General features: G+C 52.4%; 14 protein-coding genes and 2 pseudogenes. 8 read left to right on the plus strand and 8 right to left on the minus strand.

The annotated features are described in order from the left end of the window. Positions 1-184 precede the first annotated feature (184 nt). The 3 genes and pseudogenes from tssC to ACWYRJ_RS16965 form a co-directional block, all read right to left on the minus strand. Positions 185-1,447, minus strand: a pseudogene (tssC, locus tag ACWYRJ_RS16955) (type VI secretion system contractile sheath large subunit); the annotation flags it as partial. 32 nt (positions 1,448-1,479) lie between these two features. Beyond that, positions 1,480-1,977, minus strand: coding sequence for a type VI secretion system contractile sheath small subunit (gene tssB, locus ACWYRJ_RS16960; protein WP_455508313.1), 498 nt, complete (start codon positions 1,975-1,977; stop codon positions 1,480-1,482). A 639-nt stretch (positions 1,978-2,616) separates the two neighbouring features. Beyond that, the gene (locus ACWYRJ_RS16965; protein ID WP_159427010.1) at positions 2,617-2,754 is read right to left on the minus strand and encodes a hypothetical protein; all 138 of its coding nucleotides are present in this window, start codon (positions 2,752-2,754) and stop codon (positions 2,617-2,619) included. Positions 2,755-2,766: 12 nt separating this feature from the next. Between ACWYRJ_RS16965 and lpxP the strand changes: the two genes are divergently transcribed. Beyond that, the gene (lpxP, locus tag ACWYRJ_RS16970) at positions 2,767-3,687 is read left to right on the plus strand and encodes a kdo(2)-lipid IV(A) palmitoleoyltransferase (RefSeq protein ID WP_249576179.1); all 921 of its coding nucleotides are present in this window, start codon (positions 2,767-2,769) and stop codon (positions 3,685-3,687) included. 358 nt (positions 3,688-4,045) lie between these two features. Beyond that, positions 4,046-4,117: a membrane protein YpdK gene (ypdK, locus tag ACWYRJ_RS16975; protein WP_099458937.1), complete on the plus strand. Its 72-nt coding sequence runs from the start codon at positions 4,046-4,048 to the stop codon at positions 4,115-4,117. 52 nt (positions 4,118-4,169) lie between these two features. Here ypdK and alaC read toward each other — a convergent pair whose 3' ends face one another. Next, positions 4,170-5,408 carry an alanine transaminase gene (alaC, locus tag ACWYRJ_RS16980; protein WP_023308710.1) on the minus strand — a complete coding sequence of 413 codons (1,239 nt, stop codon included), beginning with the start codon at positions 5,406-5,408 and terminating at the stop codon, positions 4,170-4,172. Between the two features lie 386 nt (positions 5,409-5,794). Between alaC and ACWYRJ_RS16985 the strand changes: the two are divergent. Together ACWYRJ_RS16985 and ACWYRJ_RS16990 are read left to right on the plus strand one after the other, a co-directional pair. Further along, positions 5,795-7,501: pseudogene (locus ACWYRJ_RS16985) on the plus strand (LytS/YhcK type 5TM receptor domain-containing protein). Positions 7,502-7,504: 3 nt separating this feature from the next. After that, positions 7,505-8,236 (plus strand): LytR/AlgR family response regulator transcription factor, encoded by a 732-nt coding sequence (locus ACWYRJ_RS16990; RefSeq protein ID WP_111965218.1) that lies wholly within the window; start codon positions 7,505-7,507, stop codon positions 8,234-8,236. A gap of 35 nt (positions 8,237-8,271) precedes the next feature. On the opposite strand, the gene glk is transcribed toward ACWYRJ_RS16990, so the two are convergent. Continuing rightward, positions 8,272-9,237 carry a glucokinase gene (gene glk / locus ACWYRJ_RS16995; protein ID WP_455508314.1) on the minus strand — a complete coding sequence of 322 codons (966 nt, stop codon included), beginning with the start codon at positions 9,235-9,237 and terminating at the stop codon, positions 8,272-8,274. 205 nt (positions 9,238-9,442) lie between these two features. Here glk and ACWYRJ_RS17000 point away from each other — a divergent pair, with 205 nt between their 5' ends. Next, positions 9,443-10,678 carry an ion channel protein gene (locus ACWYRJ_RS17000; protein WP_127731869.1) on the plus strand — a complete coding sequence of 412 codons (1,236 nt, stop codon included), beginning with the start codon at positions 9,443-9,445 and terminating at the stop codon, positions 10,676-10,678. Here ACWYRJ_RS17000 and ipdC read toward each other — a convergent pair whose 3' ends face one another. Then, positions 10,679-12,337, minus strand: coding sequence for an indolepyruvate decarboxylase (gene ipdC / locus ACWYRJ_RS17005; RefSeq protein ID WP_111965215.1), 1,659 nt, complete (start codon positions 12,335-12,337; stop codon positions 10,679-10,681). It abuts the gene before it with no gap. A gap of 185 nt (positions 12,338-12,522) precedes the next feature. On the opposite strand from ipdC, the gene mgrA reads away from it, so the two are divergent. After that, positions 12,523-13,521, plus strand: a complete 999-nt coding sequence (gene mgrA, locus ACWYRJ_RS17010; protein WP_455508315.1) for an L-glyceraldehyde 3-phosphate reductase — start codon at positions 12,523-12,525, stop codon at positions 13,519-13,521. 127 nt (positions 13,522-13,648) lie between these two features. After that, the gene (locus tag ACWYRJ_RS17015) at positions 13,649-13,990 is read left to right on the plus strand and encodes a DUF2502 domain-containing protein (protein WP_111965213.1); all 342 of its coding nucleotides are present in this window, start codon (positions 13,649-13,651) and stop codon (positions 13,988-13,990) included. A gap of 31 nt (positions 13,991-14,021) precedes the next feature. Here the strand turns inward: ACWYRJ_RS17015 and ACWYRJ_RS17020 are convergent, their stop codons facing one another. Next, positions 14,022-15,260 (minus strand): Nramp family divalent metal transporter, encoded by a 1,239-nt coding sequence (locus ACWYRJ_RS17020; protein ID WP_455508316.1) that lies wholly within the window; start codon positions 15,258-15,260, stop codon positions 14,022-14,024. A 348-nt stretch (positions 15,261-15,608) separates the two neighbouring features. On the opposite strand from ACWYRJ_RS17020, the gene nupC reads away from it, so the two are divergent. Then, entirely contained in the window at positions 15,609-16,796 is a 1,188-nt protein-coding gene (gene nupC, locus ACWYRJ_RS17025; protein ID WP_059386333.1) for a nucleoside permease NupC, read from the plus strand. A 44-nt stretch (positions 16,797-16,840) separates the two neighbouring features. Here nupC and ACWYRJ_RS17030 read toward each other — a convergent pair whose 3' ends face one another. Continuing rightward, positions 16,841-19,030 (minus strand): EAL domain-containing protein, encoded by a 2,190-nt coding sequence (locus ACWYRJ_RS17030; RefSeq protein ID WP_455508317.1) that lies wholly within the window; start codon positions 19,028-19,030, stop codon positions 16,841-16,843. Between the last annotated feature and the right edge of the window lie 138 nt (positions 19,031-19,168).

Genomic DNA, 19,168 nt, shown 5'->3' on the forward strand with positions numbered 1-19,168 from the left:
TGGTACGAGCGCTGAACAAAATGACGAAAGCAGGTATGCCTGAAAGCGTGCGTATTGCCTGAAAACACAACCCGCTACGGGGGAGACTTACCCGAAATCTGATTTATTCAACAAAGCCCTCTCGGCCAAGATCGATAAATACCCAGAACTCGCTGCCATTATTATCAACAACACTTTCAATACCGTAGTGGGCAATACGCGACAGCAGGAAGATGTACGGCAGACGCGCATTGATACGGCTGTTGGCCGTTGCATCAGCGGTGTCATACAGCGCCGGTTTCTGAGTGGAGTTTGCTGAGAAGAAGCAGGCGTAGTCGCGGTTTTTGTAGTAGGACAACGGAATAAAGCCCAGATTCGCGAATTCGAATTCACGCGTTTCAGGGATCATCACTTCGCTCGGTATTTTTACCTGATTGCCGGTACCCAGGTCATACAGATGGATAGGCAGATCCTGAACCGCACCGCCGGCCTGCGGGCCACGAATTTGAACACACCAGCCATTATTGATGAAGCTACGCACCATGTTGGAAGCGAAGGCAAACGACGCATTCGTCCACAGGTATTTGTCGTGATCCGGACCTTTGACTTCTTCTACATAGTTGAAACTGCGAACCGGAACGGTATCCGGGCCATACGGTAAACGTCCCAGTACGCGCGGCATCACCAGACCGATGTAGCGAGCGTCGTCCGTATCGCGGAACGATTTCCACTTGATATACTCGGCGCGGTCAAAATAGTTACCTATATCTTTAATCGCAGCAACGTCTTCCATTGACTCCTTGAGGAAGAATTTCGGGCCTGCCGAGCCGATAAATGGCATATGTACAGCCGCAGATACTTTTGAGATGTTGCGCAGCAGAGCGACATCCTGCGCTGAAGCATCGAACTCATAAGCGGAAATCAACGCCGCAATCGGCTCACCGCCTGGGGTATCATATTCATCAATGTAGGTGTGTTTATACAAACCACTCTGGATGACTTCCGGGCTGTCTTCAAAGTCCTGGCGCAGCTCTTCTTTAGACATGCTCAGAAGCTCGATTTTTACGTTCTGGCGAAAATCTGTTTTATCAATCAGCGACTTCACTCCGCGCCACAGGCTCTCAACCGACTGAAACTCTTCATGGTGCATAACGGCGTCCAGCTGGCGGCTTATCTGGTAGTCGAGCTCAGCGATATGGTGATCGATCAGGCTTTTATCCAGTTTTTCGACCTTCGAGCCTGCCTTGGTCAGGCATTCCAGAAAGACCTGCATACCTGCGGTGAGACGCTCGTCAGCGGTCGCATCCGACATCGCCTGCGCATCTTGCCAGATATCCAGCGCACTCAGTTCGGAGACTGGATTCAGATTGATTTTCTCAAACAGTGAAGCGTATACCCCACCCACAGCAGGGCGTTCCAGCACCACGCTTTCCCCGCCAGCAGTATTATTTTGTACAGACATGAGCATTCCTTGATTAATCCGTTAAAACAGCATGATGATTAAGGTTTTTTTGAAGCCAGCGCGGATAACTCATTTCGCAACTCAGCACTAAGCGTCTGGTCAAGAACGATTTTCTCCAGCTCTTTTCGGAAAGTCTGGTTATCCAGCAGGTTGGCCTTCAGATCGCGGAGCAAGTTGCGCATTGCCAGCATCGCCTTCAGCTGTGGAATTTGGGCCGCCACCTGCTCTGGCGTGAAATCTTTCATGCTCTGGAAAGTCAGCTGAATGTTGTCCTCACCGCCATCTTCAGACAGCGTATTTTTAACGGCCAGATTAACTTTTGGGGAATATTCGAAAAGAACGCTATCAAAATTATTTTTGTTGATATTAACTTTTTCACGCTCTGATATTGGTGCAGATTCCTGTCCATTACTGAAATCACCTGTAACAAGCAATTTCAAGGGTAATTCCATTTTCTTGCTTGCTCCGCCAGTATGCAGGTCAAGCTTCAGGTTAATACGTGCCTTAGGCACCTCATTCTGAAAACTGTCAGCCATTTAATCATCCCTCTTTGTTTAGCTATGCCAACTTCACGGTATCGTTCTTGATGCGCAATAATAGAATAATGATCGAAACAAAATCAAATACACAGATCATTTATCCACGACAAGAATTTTCTTAAGAATTTTCCTCTAATACATTATCGCAAATTGCCTAATTAACTCAGAAAAAGAAACTGCTCTTTTCGCACAAATCGAATATTTGTATCGCAGAAGGGATTGCAGCCAGAGAGATGTTAATAAAAACATCTTGTTTTGATTTGCATCACAGCACCACGCAAAAAAAAGCTAAAGAACTGCAATATCTTATTGCGGCACGATTAAAAGGGGAACGTAAACGAGGAAAGAAGGCGACCACTCCATTGACAGCATGAATAATACTTAAGAATTTTCATAAAGAAAATTCTTAAGTATTATATGAAGGGATAAATAAGCGCGTAAATATTTAATTAGGCGAAAATCAACGACGCATTTTTTTCGTTACGCTTTCTTTCTGAACGCTAACGCTACTGCGTTCCGCTGGGGGAGGAAAGGCGCTTTCTATGTGAAAGTCGATAAAATCTGTAAAATCAAGCACCTCCTGATCTGCCGCTTTTTTAATCAAAAACGAGTAATAGCACATATCGTATAACGGTGCTACATTACGCCGCCCGCCCAAATCAGCAGTGGCCAGGCAACGCCGTAAAGTTCGGTAAAGCCTGCAACCATCACCTTGAAGAACGGTCTTATCGGCACGTCGTATCGCAAACTCTGCGCTACCTTTACAGGCTTCACATAGGTTCTACTATTTTGTCTCAATCCAAATTTCAACGCGCGTTTTTACACCCGCGTTACTGGTTTACATGGTTTGGTCTTGGCGTACTCTGGCTGCTGATTCAACTTCCATACCCTGTCCTGCGCTTGCTGGGGTCGAAACTGGGCAGCGCTTCCCGCGTTTTCCTGAAACGACGCGAATCCATCGCGCGTAAAAATATTGAGCTTTGTTTTCCGCAGTACAATGCCGAAGAGCGCGAGAAACTCATTGCTGAAAACTTCAAGTCTATCGGCATGGCGCTGCTTGAAACGGGCATGGCCTGGTTCTGGCCGGATGAGCGTGTCCGCAAGTGGTTTGACGTGGAAGGACTGGATAATCTGAAACGCGCGCAGATGCAAAAACGCGGCGTGATGGTCGTCGGCGTTCACTTTATGTCGCTGGAGTTGGGTGGCCGCGTGATGGGGCTTTGTCAGCCAATGATGGCAACTTACAGACCGCACAACAGCGCTCTGATGGAGTGGGTGCAAACGCGTGGCCGCATGCGTTCCAATAAGGCGATGATCAGTCGTAATAACCTGCGCGGTATGGTCGGCGCTCTCAAGAAAGGAGAGGCCGTCTGGTTTGCACCCGATCAGGATTATGGACGTAAAGGCAGCAGCTTTGCCCCCTTCTTTGCGGTGAAAGACGTTGCGACGACTAACGGTACCTTTGTCATTTCTCGATTATCGGGCGCCTCCATGCTGACCGTGACGATGGTGAGAAAAGCAGATAAATCAGGCTACCGTCTGCACATCTCCCCTGAAATGGCTAACTATCCGGAAAACGAGTGCGAAGCCGCAGCGTTTATCAATAAAGTCATCGAAACTGAAATCATGCGTGCTCCAGAGCAGTATCTGTGGATGCATCGTCGTTTCAAAACACGCCCTCTTGGCGAAGCCTCGCTCTATATTTAAGCTCTTCATGAAGGTTAGTTTCGCTAAGAAACTAACCTTTTCAATCACCTGTCTTCCCGCTGAAAACCCGTCACTCATTGCGTCGCTCAAAGTGAATTTATTGCGTTGTGAAATCAAAGTGTCGCCGTTCCACGACACTCGTAAGTAGCGGAAATTATTTAGAAAAATCCCTCTTGTCACCCTTCATTTTTAGGCGTACATTAGCGCCGTCTGGCAACAGGAAAGCACAGAATTCTGAGCTGGAGTCAGCGGCGTAACGGGAAAATTCTCATTTTCGTTTTGACCGGATTTCAGCTCTCTATAATCAGGTGGACTCTGTTTTTAAATGCGTACCACAAGATACGCGGAGCGATGAAACGTGAAATATTTCTTTATGGGCATTTCGGTGATTGTTTTAGTCTGGGCCGGAACCTTTGCCCTGATGATTTAGTGAAGAACATGCAGTCAAAAAAACAGGAGCCATCGGCTCCTGTTTTTTTATGTCATGACGATGCGGGATGTTCTGCGACGCTCTTTGAGGTGAGAAGACCATCGGCACGGAACATACTCTTGATGCCCCTCACCGCCTGACGAATACGGTCGCTGTTTTCAATCAGGGCAAATCGCACATGGGTGTCGCCATAATCACCGAATCCAATGCCAGGCGAGACACACACTTTTGCATCCTGGAGCAATTTTTTGGCAAACTCCAGCGATCCCATCGCCGCGTACGGTTCCGGAATTTTTGCCCAGACGTACATAGACGCCTTCGGCATTTCCACCATCCAGCCCGCTTCATGCAAGCCTTTTACCAGCACGTCACGGCGGCGCTTATACTGGGCGGCAATCTCGTGAACGCACTGCTGGTCGCCCTCCAGGGCAGCGATAGCCGCGACCTGCAGCGGCGTGAAGGTGCCGTAATCGTGGTAACTCTTAATGCGCGCCAGTGCGCTCACCAGCGTTTTGTTACCCACCATAAAGCCAATACGCCAGCCCGCCATGTTGTAGCTTTTCGACAGGGTAAAGAACTCTACCGCCACGTCACGCGCGCCCGGGACCTGCATAATCGACGGGGCTTTCCAGCCGTCATAGACGATGTCAGCATAAGCTAAATCGTGAACCACCAGCACGTCATAACGCTTAGCCAGCGCAACAACTTTCTCGAAGAAATCAAGCTCCACGCACTGCGCCGTTGGGTTCGACGGGAAGCCGAGGATCATCATCTTCGGTTTTGGATAACTTTCGCGAATCGCACGTTCCAGTTCGTTAAAGAAATCGACACCTTCCACCAGCGGCACAGAGCGGACCTGGGCGCCGGCAATCACCGCGCCGTAGATATGGATCGGATAGCTTGGATTAGGCACCAGCACCGTATCGCCATGATCCAGCGTAGCCAGCATCAGGTGTGCCAGCCCCTCTTTCGAGCCGATGGTGACAATCGCTTCACTTTCCGGATCGATATCAACCTGATAGCGATCCTGATACCAGCGCGAGATCGCGCGACGTAACCTGGGAATACCGCGAGAGGTTGAGTAGCCGTGCGTATCCGGGCGCTGGGCAACCGTGCAGAGCTTCTCAACGATATGCGGTGGCGTTGGGCCGTCAGGGTTACCCATGCTGAAATCAATAATGTCTTCGCCGCGCCGACGCGCAGCCATTTTCAGTTCAGCTGTGATATTGAAAACATAAGGGGGGAGACGATCGATACGCGTAAAACGGCGTTCAGGACTGAATTCAGCCATAGATTCCTCAGATTAACGTTAGCGCCCGGACCGTCCGAGCGACGCTGCCACCGATGTGGCATGCTTAGAAAATAACCTGAAAAAAATCATGCTGTCGAGAGGGAAGTGAAAAAAAAGCGATCGACTAAAAACCGGAACCCGGCTGCGCCTAAAAGCGGAAGCCCCTGTTTCAGGGTTGGCTTTCTGATAGCCGTTATTTAACAGGATGATATCAAAACAGTTACCTGACGATACGCAGGCTATAAAAAATCAGGACGTGTCCGTTACCGACAGACAATCCCCTTTAGAAATTATGGTTTTTCCTCATTTGATAAACCTGACGGATAGCTGGTCAACACGCGCCAGGTTTTTTATCATGGTTCTTTCCCGTTTTCCCAGGTCTACTCGTGCACGAAATATTCACTATGCTGCTGGCGGTTTTTGACCGTGCGGCATTAATGCTGATTTGCCTGTTCTTCCTCATTCGCATTCGCCTGTTTCGCGAGCTGTTGCACAAATCCGCACACTCGCCAAAAGAGCTGCTGGCCGTTACCGCTATCTTTTCCCTGTTCGCCCTGTTCAGCACCTGGTCAGGCGTGCCGGTAGAGGGTTCGCTGGTTAACGTGCGTATTATCGCCGTCATGTCCGGCGGAATTTTGTTTGGCCCCTGGGTGGGCGTCATCACCGGCGTGATTGCCGGAACCCATCGCTATCTGATTGATATCGGCGGGGTGACGGCGGTGCCCTGCTTTATCACCAGCATTATCGCCGGGGTGCTATCCGGCTGGATCAGCCGCAAAATCCCGAAAAAACAGCGCTGGCGCGCCGGGATCGTGGCGGGCATGGTGTGCGAAACGCTGACCATGATCCTGGTCGTTATCTGGGCCCCCACCACCGCGCTGGGGCTGGATATCGTCTCGAAAATCGGTATTCCGATGATTCTGGGCAGCGTGTGCATCGGCTTTATTGTGCTGCTGGTGCAAAGCGTTGAAGGCGAAAAAGAAGCAAGCGCCGCACGTCAGGCCAAGCTGGCGCTGGATATCGCCAACAAAACGCTGCCGCTCTTCCGTCACGTTAACGCGGAATCATTGCGTCAGGTCTGCGAGATCATTCGCCACGACATTCATGCTGACGCTGTCGCCATCACCAATATTGACCACGTGCTGGCCTACGTCGGCGTGGGGGAACACAACTATCGCGACAACGATGACACCATTAGCCCGACCACCAGACAGGCGATTAACTACGGTAAAATCATTATCAAAAACAATGATGAAGCCCACCGAACGCCGGAAATCCACTCCATGCTGGTGATCCCGCTGTGGGAGAAAGGCGTCGTGACGGGCACGCTGAAAATTTATTACTGCCACGCGCATCAGATCACCTCCACGCTGCAGGAGATGGCCATCGGCCTGTCGCAGATTATCTCGACTCAGCTGGAGGTTTCGCGGGCAGAACAGCTGCGCGAGATGGCAAATAAGGCAGAGCTTCGCGCGCTGCAGAGCAAAATCAATCCCCATTTCCTGTTTAACGCGCTGAACGCGATCTCCTCGTCCATTCGTCTTAATCCGGACACCGCGCGGCAGCTGATTTTTAATCTGTCGCGCTATCTGCGCTACAACATCGAGCTGAAAGATGACGAGCAGATCGACATCAAAAAAGAGCTGTATCAGATAAAAGACTAAATCGCGATTGAGCAGGCGCGCTTTGGCGACAAGCTCACGGTCATTTACGATATTGATGAAGAGGTCAACTGCGTGATCCCGAGCCTGCTTATCCAGCCGCTGGTCGAAAACGCGATTGTTCACGGCATTCAACCCTGTAAAGGCAAAGGGGTGGTCACCATCAGCATCACCGAAAGCGGAAACCGGGTGCGGATTGCCGTGCGCGATACCGGCCACGGAATTGATCCTAAAGTCATTGAGCGCGTCGAGTCTAACGAGATGCCCGGAAATAAAATCGGCCTGCTGAACGTGCACCACCGGGTCAAGCTGCTTTACGGCGATGGACTGCACATTCAGCGTCTTGAACCGGGCACCGAAATTGCTTTTTACGTCCCGAATGAGCGCTCTCCGGTCCATTCGACAACATCACTGTTGCCCCAGGTGGAGTAACCCATGAAAGTTATTATTGTCGAAGATGAAATTCTGGCTCAACAGGAGCTAACCTGGCTTATCAACACCCACAGCCAGATGGACATTGTGGGTACGTTTGATGACGGTCTGGACGTGTTGAAGTTTTTGCAGCATAACCGGGTCGACGCCATTTTCCTGGATATCAATATTCCGTCGCTGGATGGTGTATTGCTGGCGCAAAACATTAATCAATTTGCCCATAAGCCGTTTATTGTTTTCGTTACCGCCTGGAAAGAGCACGCCGTAGAGGCCTTCGAGCTGGAGGCGTTTGACTATATCCTTAAGCCTTACCAGGAATCGCGGATTGTCAGCATGCTGCAAAAGCTGGAGGCCGCATGGCAGCAGCAGACAGCCCCTGCTAACGCCAGCCCAACGGTAAGGGACAACGACACCATCAATCTGGTCAAAGATGAGCGCATCATCGTGACGCCGGTCAATGATATCTACTATGCCGAAGCCCATGAAAAGATGACCTTTGTCTATACGCGGCGGGAATCTTACGTGATGGCGATGAACATCACCGAGTTTTGCAGCAAGCTGCCTGCGTCGCACTTTTTCCGCTGCCACCGCTCGTTCTGCGTGAATTTAAACAAGATCCGCGAGATCGAACCGTGGTTTAACAACACCTATATCTTGCGCCTGAAGGATCTGGATTTTCAGGTGCCGGTGAGCCGCAGCAAGGTGAAAGAGTTCCGCCAGCTTATGCACCTGTAACGAAAAAGCCCTCTCCCGCGGGAGAGGGCCAAGCATCAGAGAATCTGACCGAGAACCTGACGCAGGTGGGCACCCGACCCCAGCAGACCCGGGTTATCATGCACGATCAGATAAACCGGGATGTCCTGCACGTAGCTTCTGAAGCGCCCTTTATCCTCGAACCCGCCGCGGAAGCCGGAGGCTTTGAAGAACTCCAGGAAGCGCGGCACAATGCCGCCCGCGATATAAACGCCCCCGAAGGTGCCCAGCGTCAGCGCCAGGTTGCCGCCGAAGCGTCCCATAATCACGCAGAACAGCGACAGGGCACGACGGCAGTCAATGCAGCTGTCCGCCAGCGCGCGTTCGGTAACGTCTTTTGGCTGCAGATTTTCCGGCAGACGACCGTCTGAGTTCACAATCGCCCGGTACAGGTTCACCAGTCCCGGACCTGAAAGGACGCGCTCGGCGGAGACGTGGCCGATCTCAGCGCGCAATTCTTCGAGGATAATGCCCTCTTCTTCGCTGTTAGGCGCAAAGTCCACGTGACCACCTTCACCCGGCAGGCTCACCCAGCGCTGAGCGACATGCACCAGATGCGAAACGCCCAGGCCGGTACCGGCCCCGTAGACCGCAATCGGCTTACCCTCGACCGGTTCAGCGCCGCCAAACTGGATCAGATGCTCAGGCTTCAGCATCGGGATCGCCATGGACACCGCGGTGAAGTCATTGATGATTTCAAGATGCGCAAAGCCGAGGTTTTTTCTCATTTCGGCGATGGAGAATGCCCAGGTATGGTTGGTCATGGCGACCCAGTCGCCGGTTATCGGGCAGGCAATGGCGATGCAGCCATCTTCAACGCTCACCTGATGTTCTTCCAGATAGACGCGGACAACGGCCTCAAGGCTTGGATAATCCAGCCCGGAATAGGTTTTCGCCCGGGAAATTTCACCGCTACTTACATCGCATAATGCGAGGCGCGCGTTCGTGCCGCCCACATCACCTACCAACGCATACTTTGTCATTCTTCAACTGCTCCGCTAAAGTCAAAATAAATCTTTGGGACACTGTAAATTCAAGGCGTGATAACAACAACGACCGGAAGGTGAATGCCCATGGATTATCGATCTTCGTCACAGAATAACTTTACCGTTTCAGCACCTTTTGCACTATTGCCATAAGGCTTAATGTGCAAAGTAACGTAATACCGTTTTGTACAAGGAAATCATCATGCTCCACCCGCGAGCCAGAACCATGCTATTGCTGGCCATTCCGGCGCTCATCATTGGCGTGGTTTCAAGTCTGGTGCTCATCGTCGTGATGAAAGTCGCGTCGGTGCTGCAAACACTATTATGGAACGCGCTTCCTGCAGGACTGGGCGTCCCCGCTGATTCTCCTGCCTGGATCGTTGGAATGCTGACGTTAACCGGTATTGCGGTGGGTCTGGTGATCCGTTTCAGTCCCGGCCATGCTGGACCAGACCCGGCGCAGGAACCGTTGATTGGTGCCCCGGTTGCGCCCTCGGCGTTGCCAGGGCTAATCATTGCGTTGATTCTGGGCCTTGCCGGCGGCGTCAGTCTGGGTCCTGAGCACCCGATTATGGCCGTGAATATTGGCCTGGCGGTTTTTCTCGGTTCACGCATTTTGCCTCGTGTCGGCGCGCTGGACTGGACCATTCTCGCCTCCGCAGGCACCATCGGGGCACTCTTCGGCACGCCCGTTGCGGCGGCACTGATCTTTTCTCAGACGCTCAGCAGTAACAACGACGTCCCGCTGTGGGATAAGCTGTTTGCGCCGCTGATGGCAGCAGCAGCCGGGGCGTTGACCACCAGCCTGTTTTTCCATCCCCATTTTTCACTCTCCCTGCCCCACTACGGCCAGATGCAAATCGCTGATATTTTCAGCGGCGCCATCGTCGTCGCCATCGCCATTGCGCTGGGCATGGTGGCGGTATGGTGTCTTCCACGTCTGCACCGGCTAATGCACAGACTCAAACACCCGGTGTTGATTCTGGGAGCCGGCGGTTTGATCCTCGGTATCTTAGGGGCAATCGGTGGGCCGGTGACGCTGTTCAAAGGTCTGGACGAGATGCAGCAGCTGGCCTTCAGCCAGGTATTTAGCGTCTCCGACTATCTGCTGTTTGCCGTAATCAAGCTGGCAGCGCTGGTGGTGGCGGCCGCCTGCGGATTCCGCGGTGGACGCATCTTCCCGGCGGTCTTTGTCGGCGTCGCGCTGGGGCTGATGCTGCACGAGCATGTCGATGCGGTCCCTGCGGCGATTACCGTCTCTTGTTCTATTCTGGGGCTGGTTCTGGTGGTCACGCGCGACGCCTGGCTAAGCCTGTTTATGGCGGCGGTAGTCGTACCGGATTCAACGCTTTTCCCGCTGCTTTGTATCGTGATGTTGCCCGCCTGGCTCCTGCTGGCGGGCAAACCGATGATGATGGCATGGCGAAACGACAAATAATCAGGCGCTATTACGCGCTTCCAGCGCTTTGGTAATCGCCCCCAGCAGCGGCGGGATATCCGCTTTCGGCAGCATCACCTCAATCAGCGAGAGCCGCTCGTGGTGCGCCACTTTTTCAAGGACGTCCGCCAGCTGCTCCGCTTCACTGACCCGCCAGCACTGGGCCTGAGGATCAAGGCTCAGAGCCTGCGGGATTTGCGTCCAGTTCCATAGCGCAATGTCGTTATACCGCTGCTCAGGCCCATGGATCGCTCTTTCCACCGTATATCCTTCGTTGTTAAGAACCAGAATGATAGGGTGTTGTTTATCCCGCAGCATCGAGCCGAGCTCCTGGATGGTGAGCTGCGCCGCGCCATCCCCCGTCAGAACAATCACGCGCCGGTTCGGGCAGGCCGTCTGTGCGCCAAATGCCGCCGCCAGCGTATAGCCAATCGATCCCCACAGCGGCTGGACGATAAAATTCACGTCCGCCGGCAGACGAAGGTCGATCGCGCCGAAGGCCGAGGTGCCCTGATCCGCAAGAATGATGTCTCCCGGACGAATAAACGTCTGCAGCGTTTGCCAGAAATTCGCCTGCGTCAGCGAGCCATCCGGCTGCGGGTAGGCCATCAAGTTTTGAGAGGACGGTACGGGCGTACCGTGCACGTGCTGTTTACACAGCTCCACCAGCGTTTCGATTGCCTGAAGCATGGGGATGCCGGTAAACCAGATATCACCAACGCGTGAAGCATGAGGCTGAACTTCTATCGTTTGTGCCGGGGTGAGCTGATGCGTGAAGCCGGCGGTAAGGGTATCGGTAAATCGCGTCCCGATGCACAGCACGATATCAGCCCCTTCAATCGCCTCTTTTACCGCGCCGGCGCTCGCCGAGCCGCTGTAGGTGCCGTAAAAACCAGCGTGACGTTCGTCAAATATTCCTTTACCCATCAGCATGGTGGCGTGTGCCATCGGCACGTCTTTGACCCATTTCTGTAGCGCATGCTTCAGGCCATGGCGCAGGACAAGGAAATCGGCCAGCAGCGCAGTACGCTTGCTTCTGGCAAGCTTGTTCTCAGCGGCCTCCCGGAACGCTTTCAGGCAGGCGCTATCGGCATGCGCATGGCGGAGCGTGAGAGCGCTTACAGGAGGCGTGGCGGCCTTTTTTGCCACGTCGGCAGGCAACATCAGATAGCCGGGGCGACGCTCCCGGAGCATAGTGGTTAACACCCGGTCGATTTCATAGCAGGCGTTTTGTTCGGTCAGGATCGCCTGTGCAGCAGTAATCGGCTCGCTCATATGATAAAAATGACGAAACTCACCGTCGCCCAGCGTGTGGTGCAGTAGCTCCCCTCTTTGCTGTGACGCCATACCCGGCGCCCCCACAATATGCAGTACCGGAACATGTTCGGCATAGCTGCCCGCAATGCCGTTCATGGCGCTTAACTCTCCTACGCCAAATGTCGTCAGCAGCGCGGCGAAGCCCTTACATCGGGCATATCCGTCCGCGGCATAAGAGGCGTTTAACTCGTTGGCACAGCCCACCCAGCAGATATCGGGGCTGTCTATCACGTGGTCGAGAAACTGCAGGTTATAGTCGCCCGGCACGCCAAACAGATGATCGGCTCCACAATCTGTAAGACGGTCCAGCAGGTAATCGGCGACGCAGTATGGGGTACGCATGAACAGGTATCCTTCTAATGTTGACCTCACCTTGAGTATTAAATAAGCGTGATGGCTGTCCAGAATTGGCGATAAGAAGGACATGGAAAGAATGCTTTACAAAAAAGGCTGCGCTATGCTGCTTTTTTTCACGTAAATGTAAACGCATACACTGATTTTACACTTCAGCGCCAGAGGTTACGAAAATGGGTTATCAGCCGGACAAAAATCGTTACGGGACAATGGAGTATCGCCGCTGTGGGCAAAGCGGGCTCAGGTTGCCCGCCATCTCGCTCGGGCTGTGGCATAACTTCGGTGATACCACCCTTATCGAAAACAGCCGTCAACTTTTACAGCGTGCGTTCGATCTGGGCATTACGCATTTCGACCTTGCCAACAACTATGGCCCGCCACCGGGATCGGCCGAACGTAATTTCGGCCGTATTTTACAGGAGGACTTCCTGCCCTGGCGCGACGAGCTAATCATCTCAACCAAAGCGGGCTATACCATGTGGGAGGGTCCTTACGGCGACTGGGGGTCACGCAAATACCTGCTGGCAAGCCTCGATCAAAGCCTGAAGAGGATGGGGCTGGAGTATGTGGATATCTTCTATCATCACCGTCCTGACCCACAGACGCCGCTGCAGGAAACCATGAAAGCGCTTGACCATGCGGTGCGCCAGGGGAAGGCTCTGTATGTTGGATTATCCAACTACCCCGCTGAACTGGCCCGCAAGGCGATTGATATCCTTGACGATCTCGGTACGCCCTGCCTGATCCACCAGCCGAAATATTCCCTGTTTGAGCGTGCGCCGGAAGAGGGATTGCTGGACGTGCTGCAGGAAAAAGGAGTCGGCTGTATTCCCTTCTCGCCGCTGGCCGGTGGGCAACTGACCAACCGCTATCTGAACGGCATTCCCGCAGACTCACGCGCGGCAAGCGGCAGTCAGTTCCTTAACCCCGACCAGCTCACCGAAGAGAAGCTGGAGAAGATTAGAAAGCTGAACGCCATGGCGGAAGAGCGCGGCCAGAAGCTGTCCCAGATGGCGCTGGCCTGGGTATTACGTCATGAGAATGTGACCTCAGTGCTGATTGGGGCGAGTAAAGCGGCTCAAATTGATGACGCCGTGGGGATGCTGGCAAACCGCCATTTCTCTGTGGATGAGTTGGCCCGTATAGACGCGATCCTGAGCAGTTCAATATAAAACCGTTTTTAGCAAAAAGTGCTCTCCCCCAGGAATTCGGAGTTGAGGCGATGATACGAAGCTTTACCAACTCGTAAAATTGCGTTAACAGGCCCAACAAAGGCCCCGATCGTGAAGGAGAAAGAGTATGTTCAGGTCACTGATTCTTGCAGCGGTATTACTGGCTTCGGCGCCGCTGATCGCCACTGCGGGCGAAATCACCCTGTTGCCATCAGTAAAATTACAAATTGGCGATCGTGACGACTACGGCAGATACTGGGACGGCGGCTACTGGCGCGACCGTGACTACTGGCACCGTCATTATGAATGGCGCGGCGATCGCTGGTGGAAACATGATAACGGCAGACACCGTGGCTGGTATAAAGACAACGCGTATGAGCGCGGCTACCGTGAAGGCTGGAACGATCGTGACGACCGTCGCGGCGGCTGGGGTCGCGGGAAAGGTCATGGTCACGGCCATCACCACTAATAAAAAAGGAGCCATGGAGGCTCCTTTTTTGTTAAAGACCCAGTGCGGTTCCCACCAACAACCACAGGTTCAGCGCAACGACCACCATCACGATGGCCCATCCGGTTCGTTTTACCAGCGTTGAGTTAACCAGCTCGCCCATCAGAGTTTTGTTGCTGGTAAAGATCAGCAGCGGCACCAGCGCCAGCGCGATACCAAAACTCAGCAGAACCTGGCTCATGACCAGAATTCGCGTTGGGTCGAGACCCATCAGAATCACCACAAATGACGGCAACATGGTGACGGAGCGACGAACCCACAGCGGAATGTGGAAGCGGACAAACCCCTGCATCACCACCTGGCCTGCCAGCGTGCCCACCACCGTAGAAGAAAGGCCGGCAGCTACCAGGCTCAGACCAAATATCGTGGCGGCAGCATGGCTCAGTAACGGCTCCAGCGTGAGATACGCCTGGTCGAGATCGGCAATACCGGTATGACCGTTAAAGTGGAAAGCCGCGGCTGCAGTCGCCATCATCGCCAGGTTTACAAACCCCGCGATGGTCATAGCGATCGCGACGTCCCACTTGGTGGCGGAGTAACGCTCTTTACGCGTCCCACCGTGGAGATGCTGCGTCAGCGAGGAGTGCAAATAAATCACGTGCGGCATGATGGTCGCCCCTAGCACCCCGGCGGCCAGGAACACCGCTTCCGAGGTTGGCAGGCTTGGGATCGCCATCCCTTTACCGAGCTGTGCCAGATTCGGCTGTGAGAAAATCAGCTCGACAATGTAGGCCGCCGCCACAAAAAGCAGTAGACCACCAATCACCTTCTCCAGCGGCTTTTGACCCCGACGCTGCAGCATAAGGATGAGGAAAGTGGCAATCCCGGTCAGCACCGCCCCTTGCAACAGCGACACGCCCAGAATCAGCTTAAAGCCAATCGCTGCACCGATAAACTCAGCGAGGTCAGTGGCCATGGCGATGATTTCAGCCTGAACCCAGTAGAGCCAGACGGCGGGGCGCGGGTAATGGTCGCGAATTTGCTCCGCCAGGTTTTTACCCGTCGCAATCCCCAGCTTTGCGGAGAGCATCTGAATCAGCATCGCCATCAGGTTAGCCCAGACGACCACCCACAGCAGCTTATAGCCGAAGCTGGCCCCGGCCTGAATATTGGTCGCAAAGTTTCCTGGATCGATATAGCCAATGGCAGCGATGAACGCAGGTCCCATTAATGCGAACCGCAACTTGCGCGCGGCTCTGCCACTGCTACCCTCTACGCGACTGTTTGTCATTTCTGCCTCTGAAATATAGCCTTTGCTATGTTTAACGCTATCAAAATGAGAATGATTATCAAGATCATTTATGAAGTTTGCAGTGATTTCTCTGATAGTTTTGAACGATAGACGGGCGGGTAAGTGGGGCGATCTAACCGAAACTGAAATCGCGCATGCTTTTGTGAAGACTAGCACACAAACTTAACTTTTCACTCATTTACCTAACATAACAAAAATGTATTGTGGATCACTATTTTTGAGACTCGTCACAGGATGTAACTATAGTGTGTCCTCGGTCTCGTTTTCTTTTCGCTTGTTACATAGAATGTGCACGAAAATTAAACCTGCCTCATATTTGGAGCAAATATGGACCGCGTCCTTCATTTTGTCCTGGCACTTGTTGTCGTTACTGCACTTGCATTGCTGGTCAGCACAGACCGCAAAAAAATTCGTATCCGTTATGTTGTTCAACTGCTGGTCATTGAAGTTTTACTTGCGTGGTTCTTCCTGAACTCCAACGTAGGCCTCGGCTTCGTGAAAGGCTTCTCCGAAATGTTCGAAAAACTGCTCGGATTCGCCAACGAAGGGACCAACTTTGTCTTCGGTAAAATGAACGACGAAGGTCTGGCGTTCTTCTTCCTGAAGGTTCTCTGCCCAATCGTCTTCATCTCCGCGCTGATCGGTATTCTGCAGCACATCCGCGTTCTGCCGTTCGTGATTCGTGGAATTGGCTTCCTGTTATCCAAAGTGAACGGCATGGGCAAGCTGGAATCCTTCAACGCCGTCAGTTCCCTGATCCTCGGTCAGTCTGAGAACTTCATCGCGTATAAAGATATTCTCGGCAAGATGTCCCGCAACCGCATGTACACCATGGCGGCAACCGCAATGTCTACCGTTTCCATGTCTATCGTGGGCGCGTATATGACTATGCTGGAGCCAAAGTATGTGGTTGCTGCGCTGGTTCTGAACATGTTCAGCACCTTTATCGTTCTGTCGCTGATCAACCCGTACCGCGTTGACGCAAGCGAAGAGAACATTCAGATGTCAAACCTGCACGAAGGCCAGAGCTTCTTCGAAATGCTGGGTGAGTACATTCTGGCCGGTTTCAAAGTCGCGATTATCGTTGCCGCCATGCTGATCGGCTTCATTGCGCTGATTTCTGCGCTGAACGCCCTGTTCGCTGCGGTGCTGGGTATCTCCTTCCAGGGGATTCTGGGCTACATCTTCTATCCGATTGCATGGGTGATGGGTGTTCCGGCTCACGAAGCGCTGCAGGTGGGCAGTATCATGGCAACCAAGCTGGTTTCTAACGAATTCGTTGCAATGATGGATCTGCAGAAAATTGCCAGTACGCTTTCTCCGCGTGCGGAAGGCATTCTCTCCGTGTTCCTGGTCTCCTTCGCGAACTTCTCGTCCATCGGGATTATCGCGGGTGCGATTAAAGGCCTGAACGAAGAGCAGGGTAACGTGGTATCTCGCTTTGGCCTGAAGCTGGTTTACGGCTCTACGCTGGTGAGCGTCCTGTCAGCGTCCATTGCGGCACTGGTCCTGTAACGTTTACCGTGAAACAAAAACCGGGAGCCTGGCTCCCGGTTTTTTTATGTCCGTAATTCTTCCAGCGGTTTGGGTTTGCCTATCAGGTAGCCCTGCAGGTAATCCACACCGAAGCGGAGCAGCATCTCCCGCTGCGCCGGTGTTTCCACATATTCCGCGACGACGCAGAGCGATTTTGTCTTTGCCAGATTACACATCGACTGCACAATCATTGCATCCATGTCGTCTGTACAAATGTCTTTCACAAAGCAGCCGTCAATCTTAATGATGTCCGCCTGCAGGCGTCTGAGACGCTCATAGTTAGCGTAGCCAGTACCAAAATCATCGATGGCAATACGGAAACCATACTCCCGCAATTGCTGAATATTGTTGATACTCGTGCCTGAATTTGAGAAAGCCTGCTCTTCGGTAATCTCAATAACGACTGCCTGAGGCGCAACGCCGTACCGTTCAAACAGCGCGCAAATCTCGGTCGCCACCTCTTTTTGCATCAGCGTCAGCGGCATCAGATTGATGGAAAAACGGGTGCCAGCGTGCGTTGCAGGGTTATCTCGCAGCCACACCAGTAATTTTTCCATGACGGATATATCAAACCGATGGCTGAGGTTGAACTGCGCAATCAGCGGAATAAAGCGGTCAGGAGTAATAATCTCCCCCTCACTTTCCATTCGCGTCAGGATTTCATAGTACCCGCTCCCGTCCGCCTTCTGGATCGGCTGCGCATATAAATGGAACTGCCCCGCCTCAAGCGCATGCTTAATCCGGGCCAGCATCAGGACACGCTCTGTCGTTTGCCCTGATGCCACCTCAAGGCTATTCGTCAGCGCGAGAACGTTTTGCGCTCCGCCTGCCTGCTCTGCCAACCAGCTTAGCTGCCCAAGCGTATGATGCAGTTTCTCGCCGTCTTCGACCATTCCCCATGACGCGCCAAACTCAATATCCAGCCCGGTGTTGTTCCAGAAAATCTTATTGCTGTTGAGCCGATCGACCATATGCTGGAGTCGTTCAGCAATTTCGGGCCCAAGCAATACCAGCACCAGCTCGCTTCCGGGCAGCTGGAAGAGCATCTCATCTTTTTGCAGGAGCGGCTGGAGCGACGTGGCGATCGTTCGTTTGCAATGGACCCGCATGATAATCCCGTAGTGGCGGCTCAAAAACTCCAGATTATCCATGCGCAAAATGCACACTTTGGCATCCGGATGAATTTCAAGGTAATCCTCCAGCGCACGAATATTAGGCAGACCGGTAAGAGGATCGGTCAGTGCCCTGTCCTGCCAGCCCCGCTTCAGCCACTCGCTGCGCTGGTAAATGCGAGACATGTAAAGCAAACAGATGGCGAAAGAAATCAGCACGGAGAGGATAAAGGAGAGCGAATGTCCCGATTCCACCCCGTTAAGGAAATTATAGTTGTATGTCAGCAGCAGGAGCGCTGATGTGGCCCACAGCAGAGAAATCAATGCATAGGTCAGGCGGCTTATCGCTAAGGTAAAAAGAATAAATATCAGCGGCATCAAATAGCCCGCAATGACCGGTGACTCAAAAGGACCACATAAAATGACAAGAATGAAGCTTAAAAGCGCTAACCAGACAAAAATATATAATGGATTCTTGTGATAAAACACGGGCTTCACGCTTCGCCGCCAGAAGGTGACGGCATAACGAGGATTAATTATCATTCTTAACGGGTAATAGAACATCATGGTAAAAATCAGCGCCGCGCATATCAGGCTTTGAATATCCACAACGTTATAAATTACCGTACCTTCGCCGAAATAGGTCGAAATTGTCACCGGAAAATCAAAGAAATAGCCTGCCATATACATCGACAGCTTAATACCTAATGGCACGACAAAACCGAGCCAGAATATACGAAGCCCGATGTGTTTGTTAGGGATACTGTAGCGCCAGCGCTTGCCCAGCATAAGGCGTAGCAGGCCGCACCCCGCGAATAACGCAAAGGTCTGACAGAACAGTAAAACTGGATATTGTAGCGGCGCTAAATTAATATAGAATAAATTAGTGACAGTAAAACCTAACAGAATGGGAAGAATTGCTCTGCGCCCAAATATCAGAATGACCGCCAGCATAACGCTGAGTGGCAACCATGCTAAATAAACGTCGTGACCATTAACAATTGCGCGTGGAGAAAGATAACGGGAGACAGGTACCGCAATCAGGCAAAGTGCCAGGGCAATCATAAATATCTTTACATTACCATACGTATTTTTATTCATTAATCAGGGACGTTATTTTCCAGGAGAATCATTGACCGGATGGATAATAGGTTTATTAATTGCGCGAATCAAGTTCAAGTCTATTTATAGACCGGTTTATTGATTACGATTGAGGTGAGGTACAGAAATACCTTCTTT

The sequence above is a fragment of the Enterobacter sp. genome, from assembly GCF_977039595.1.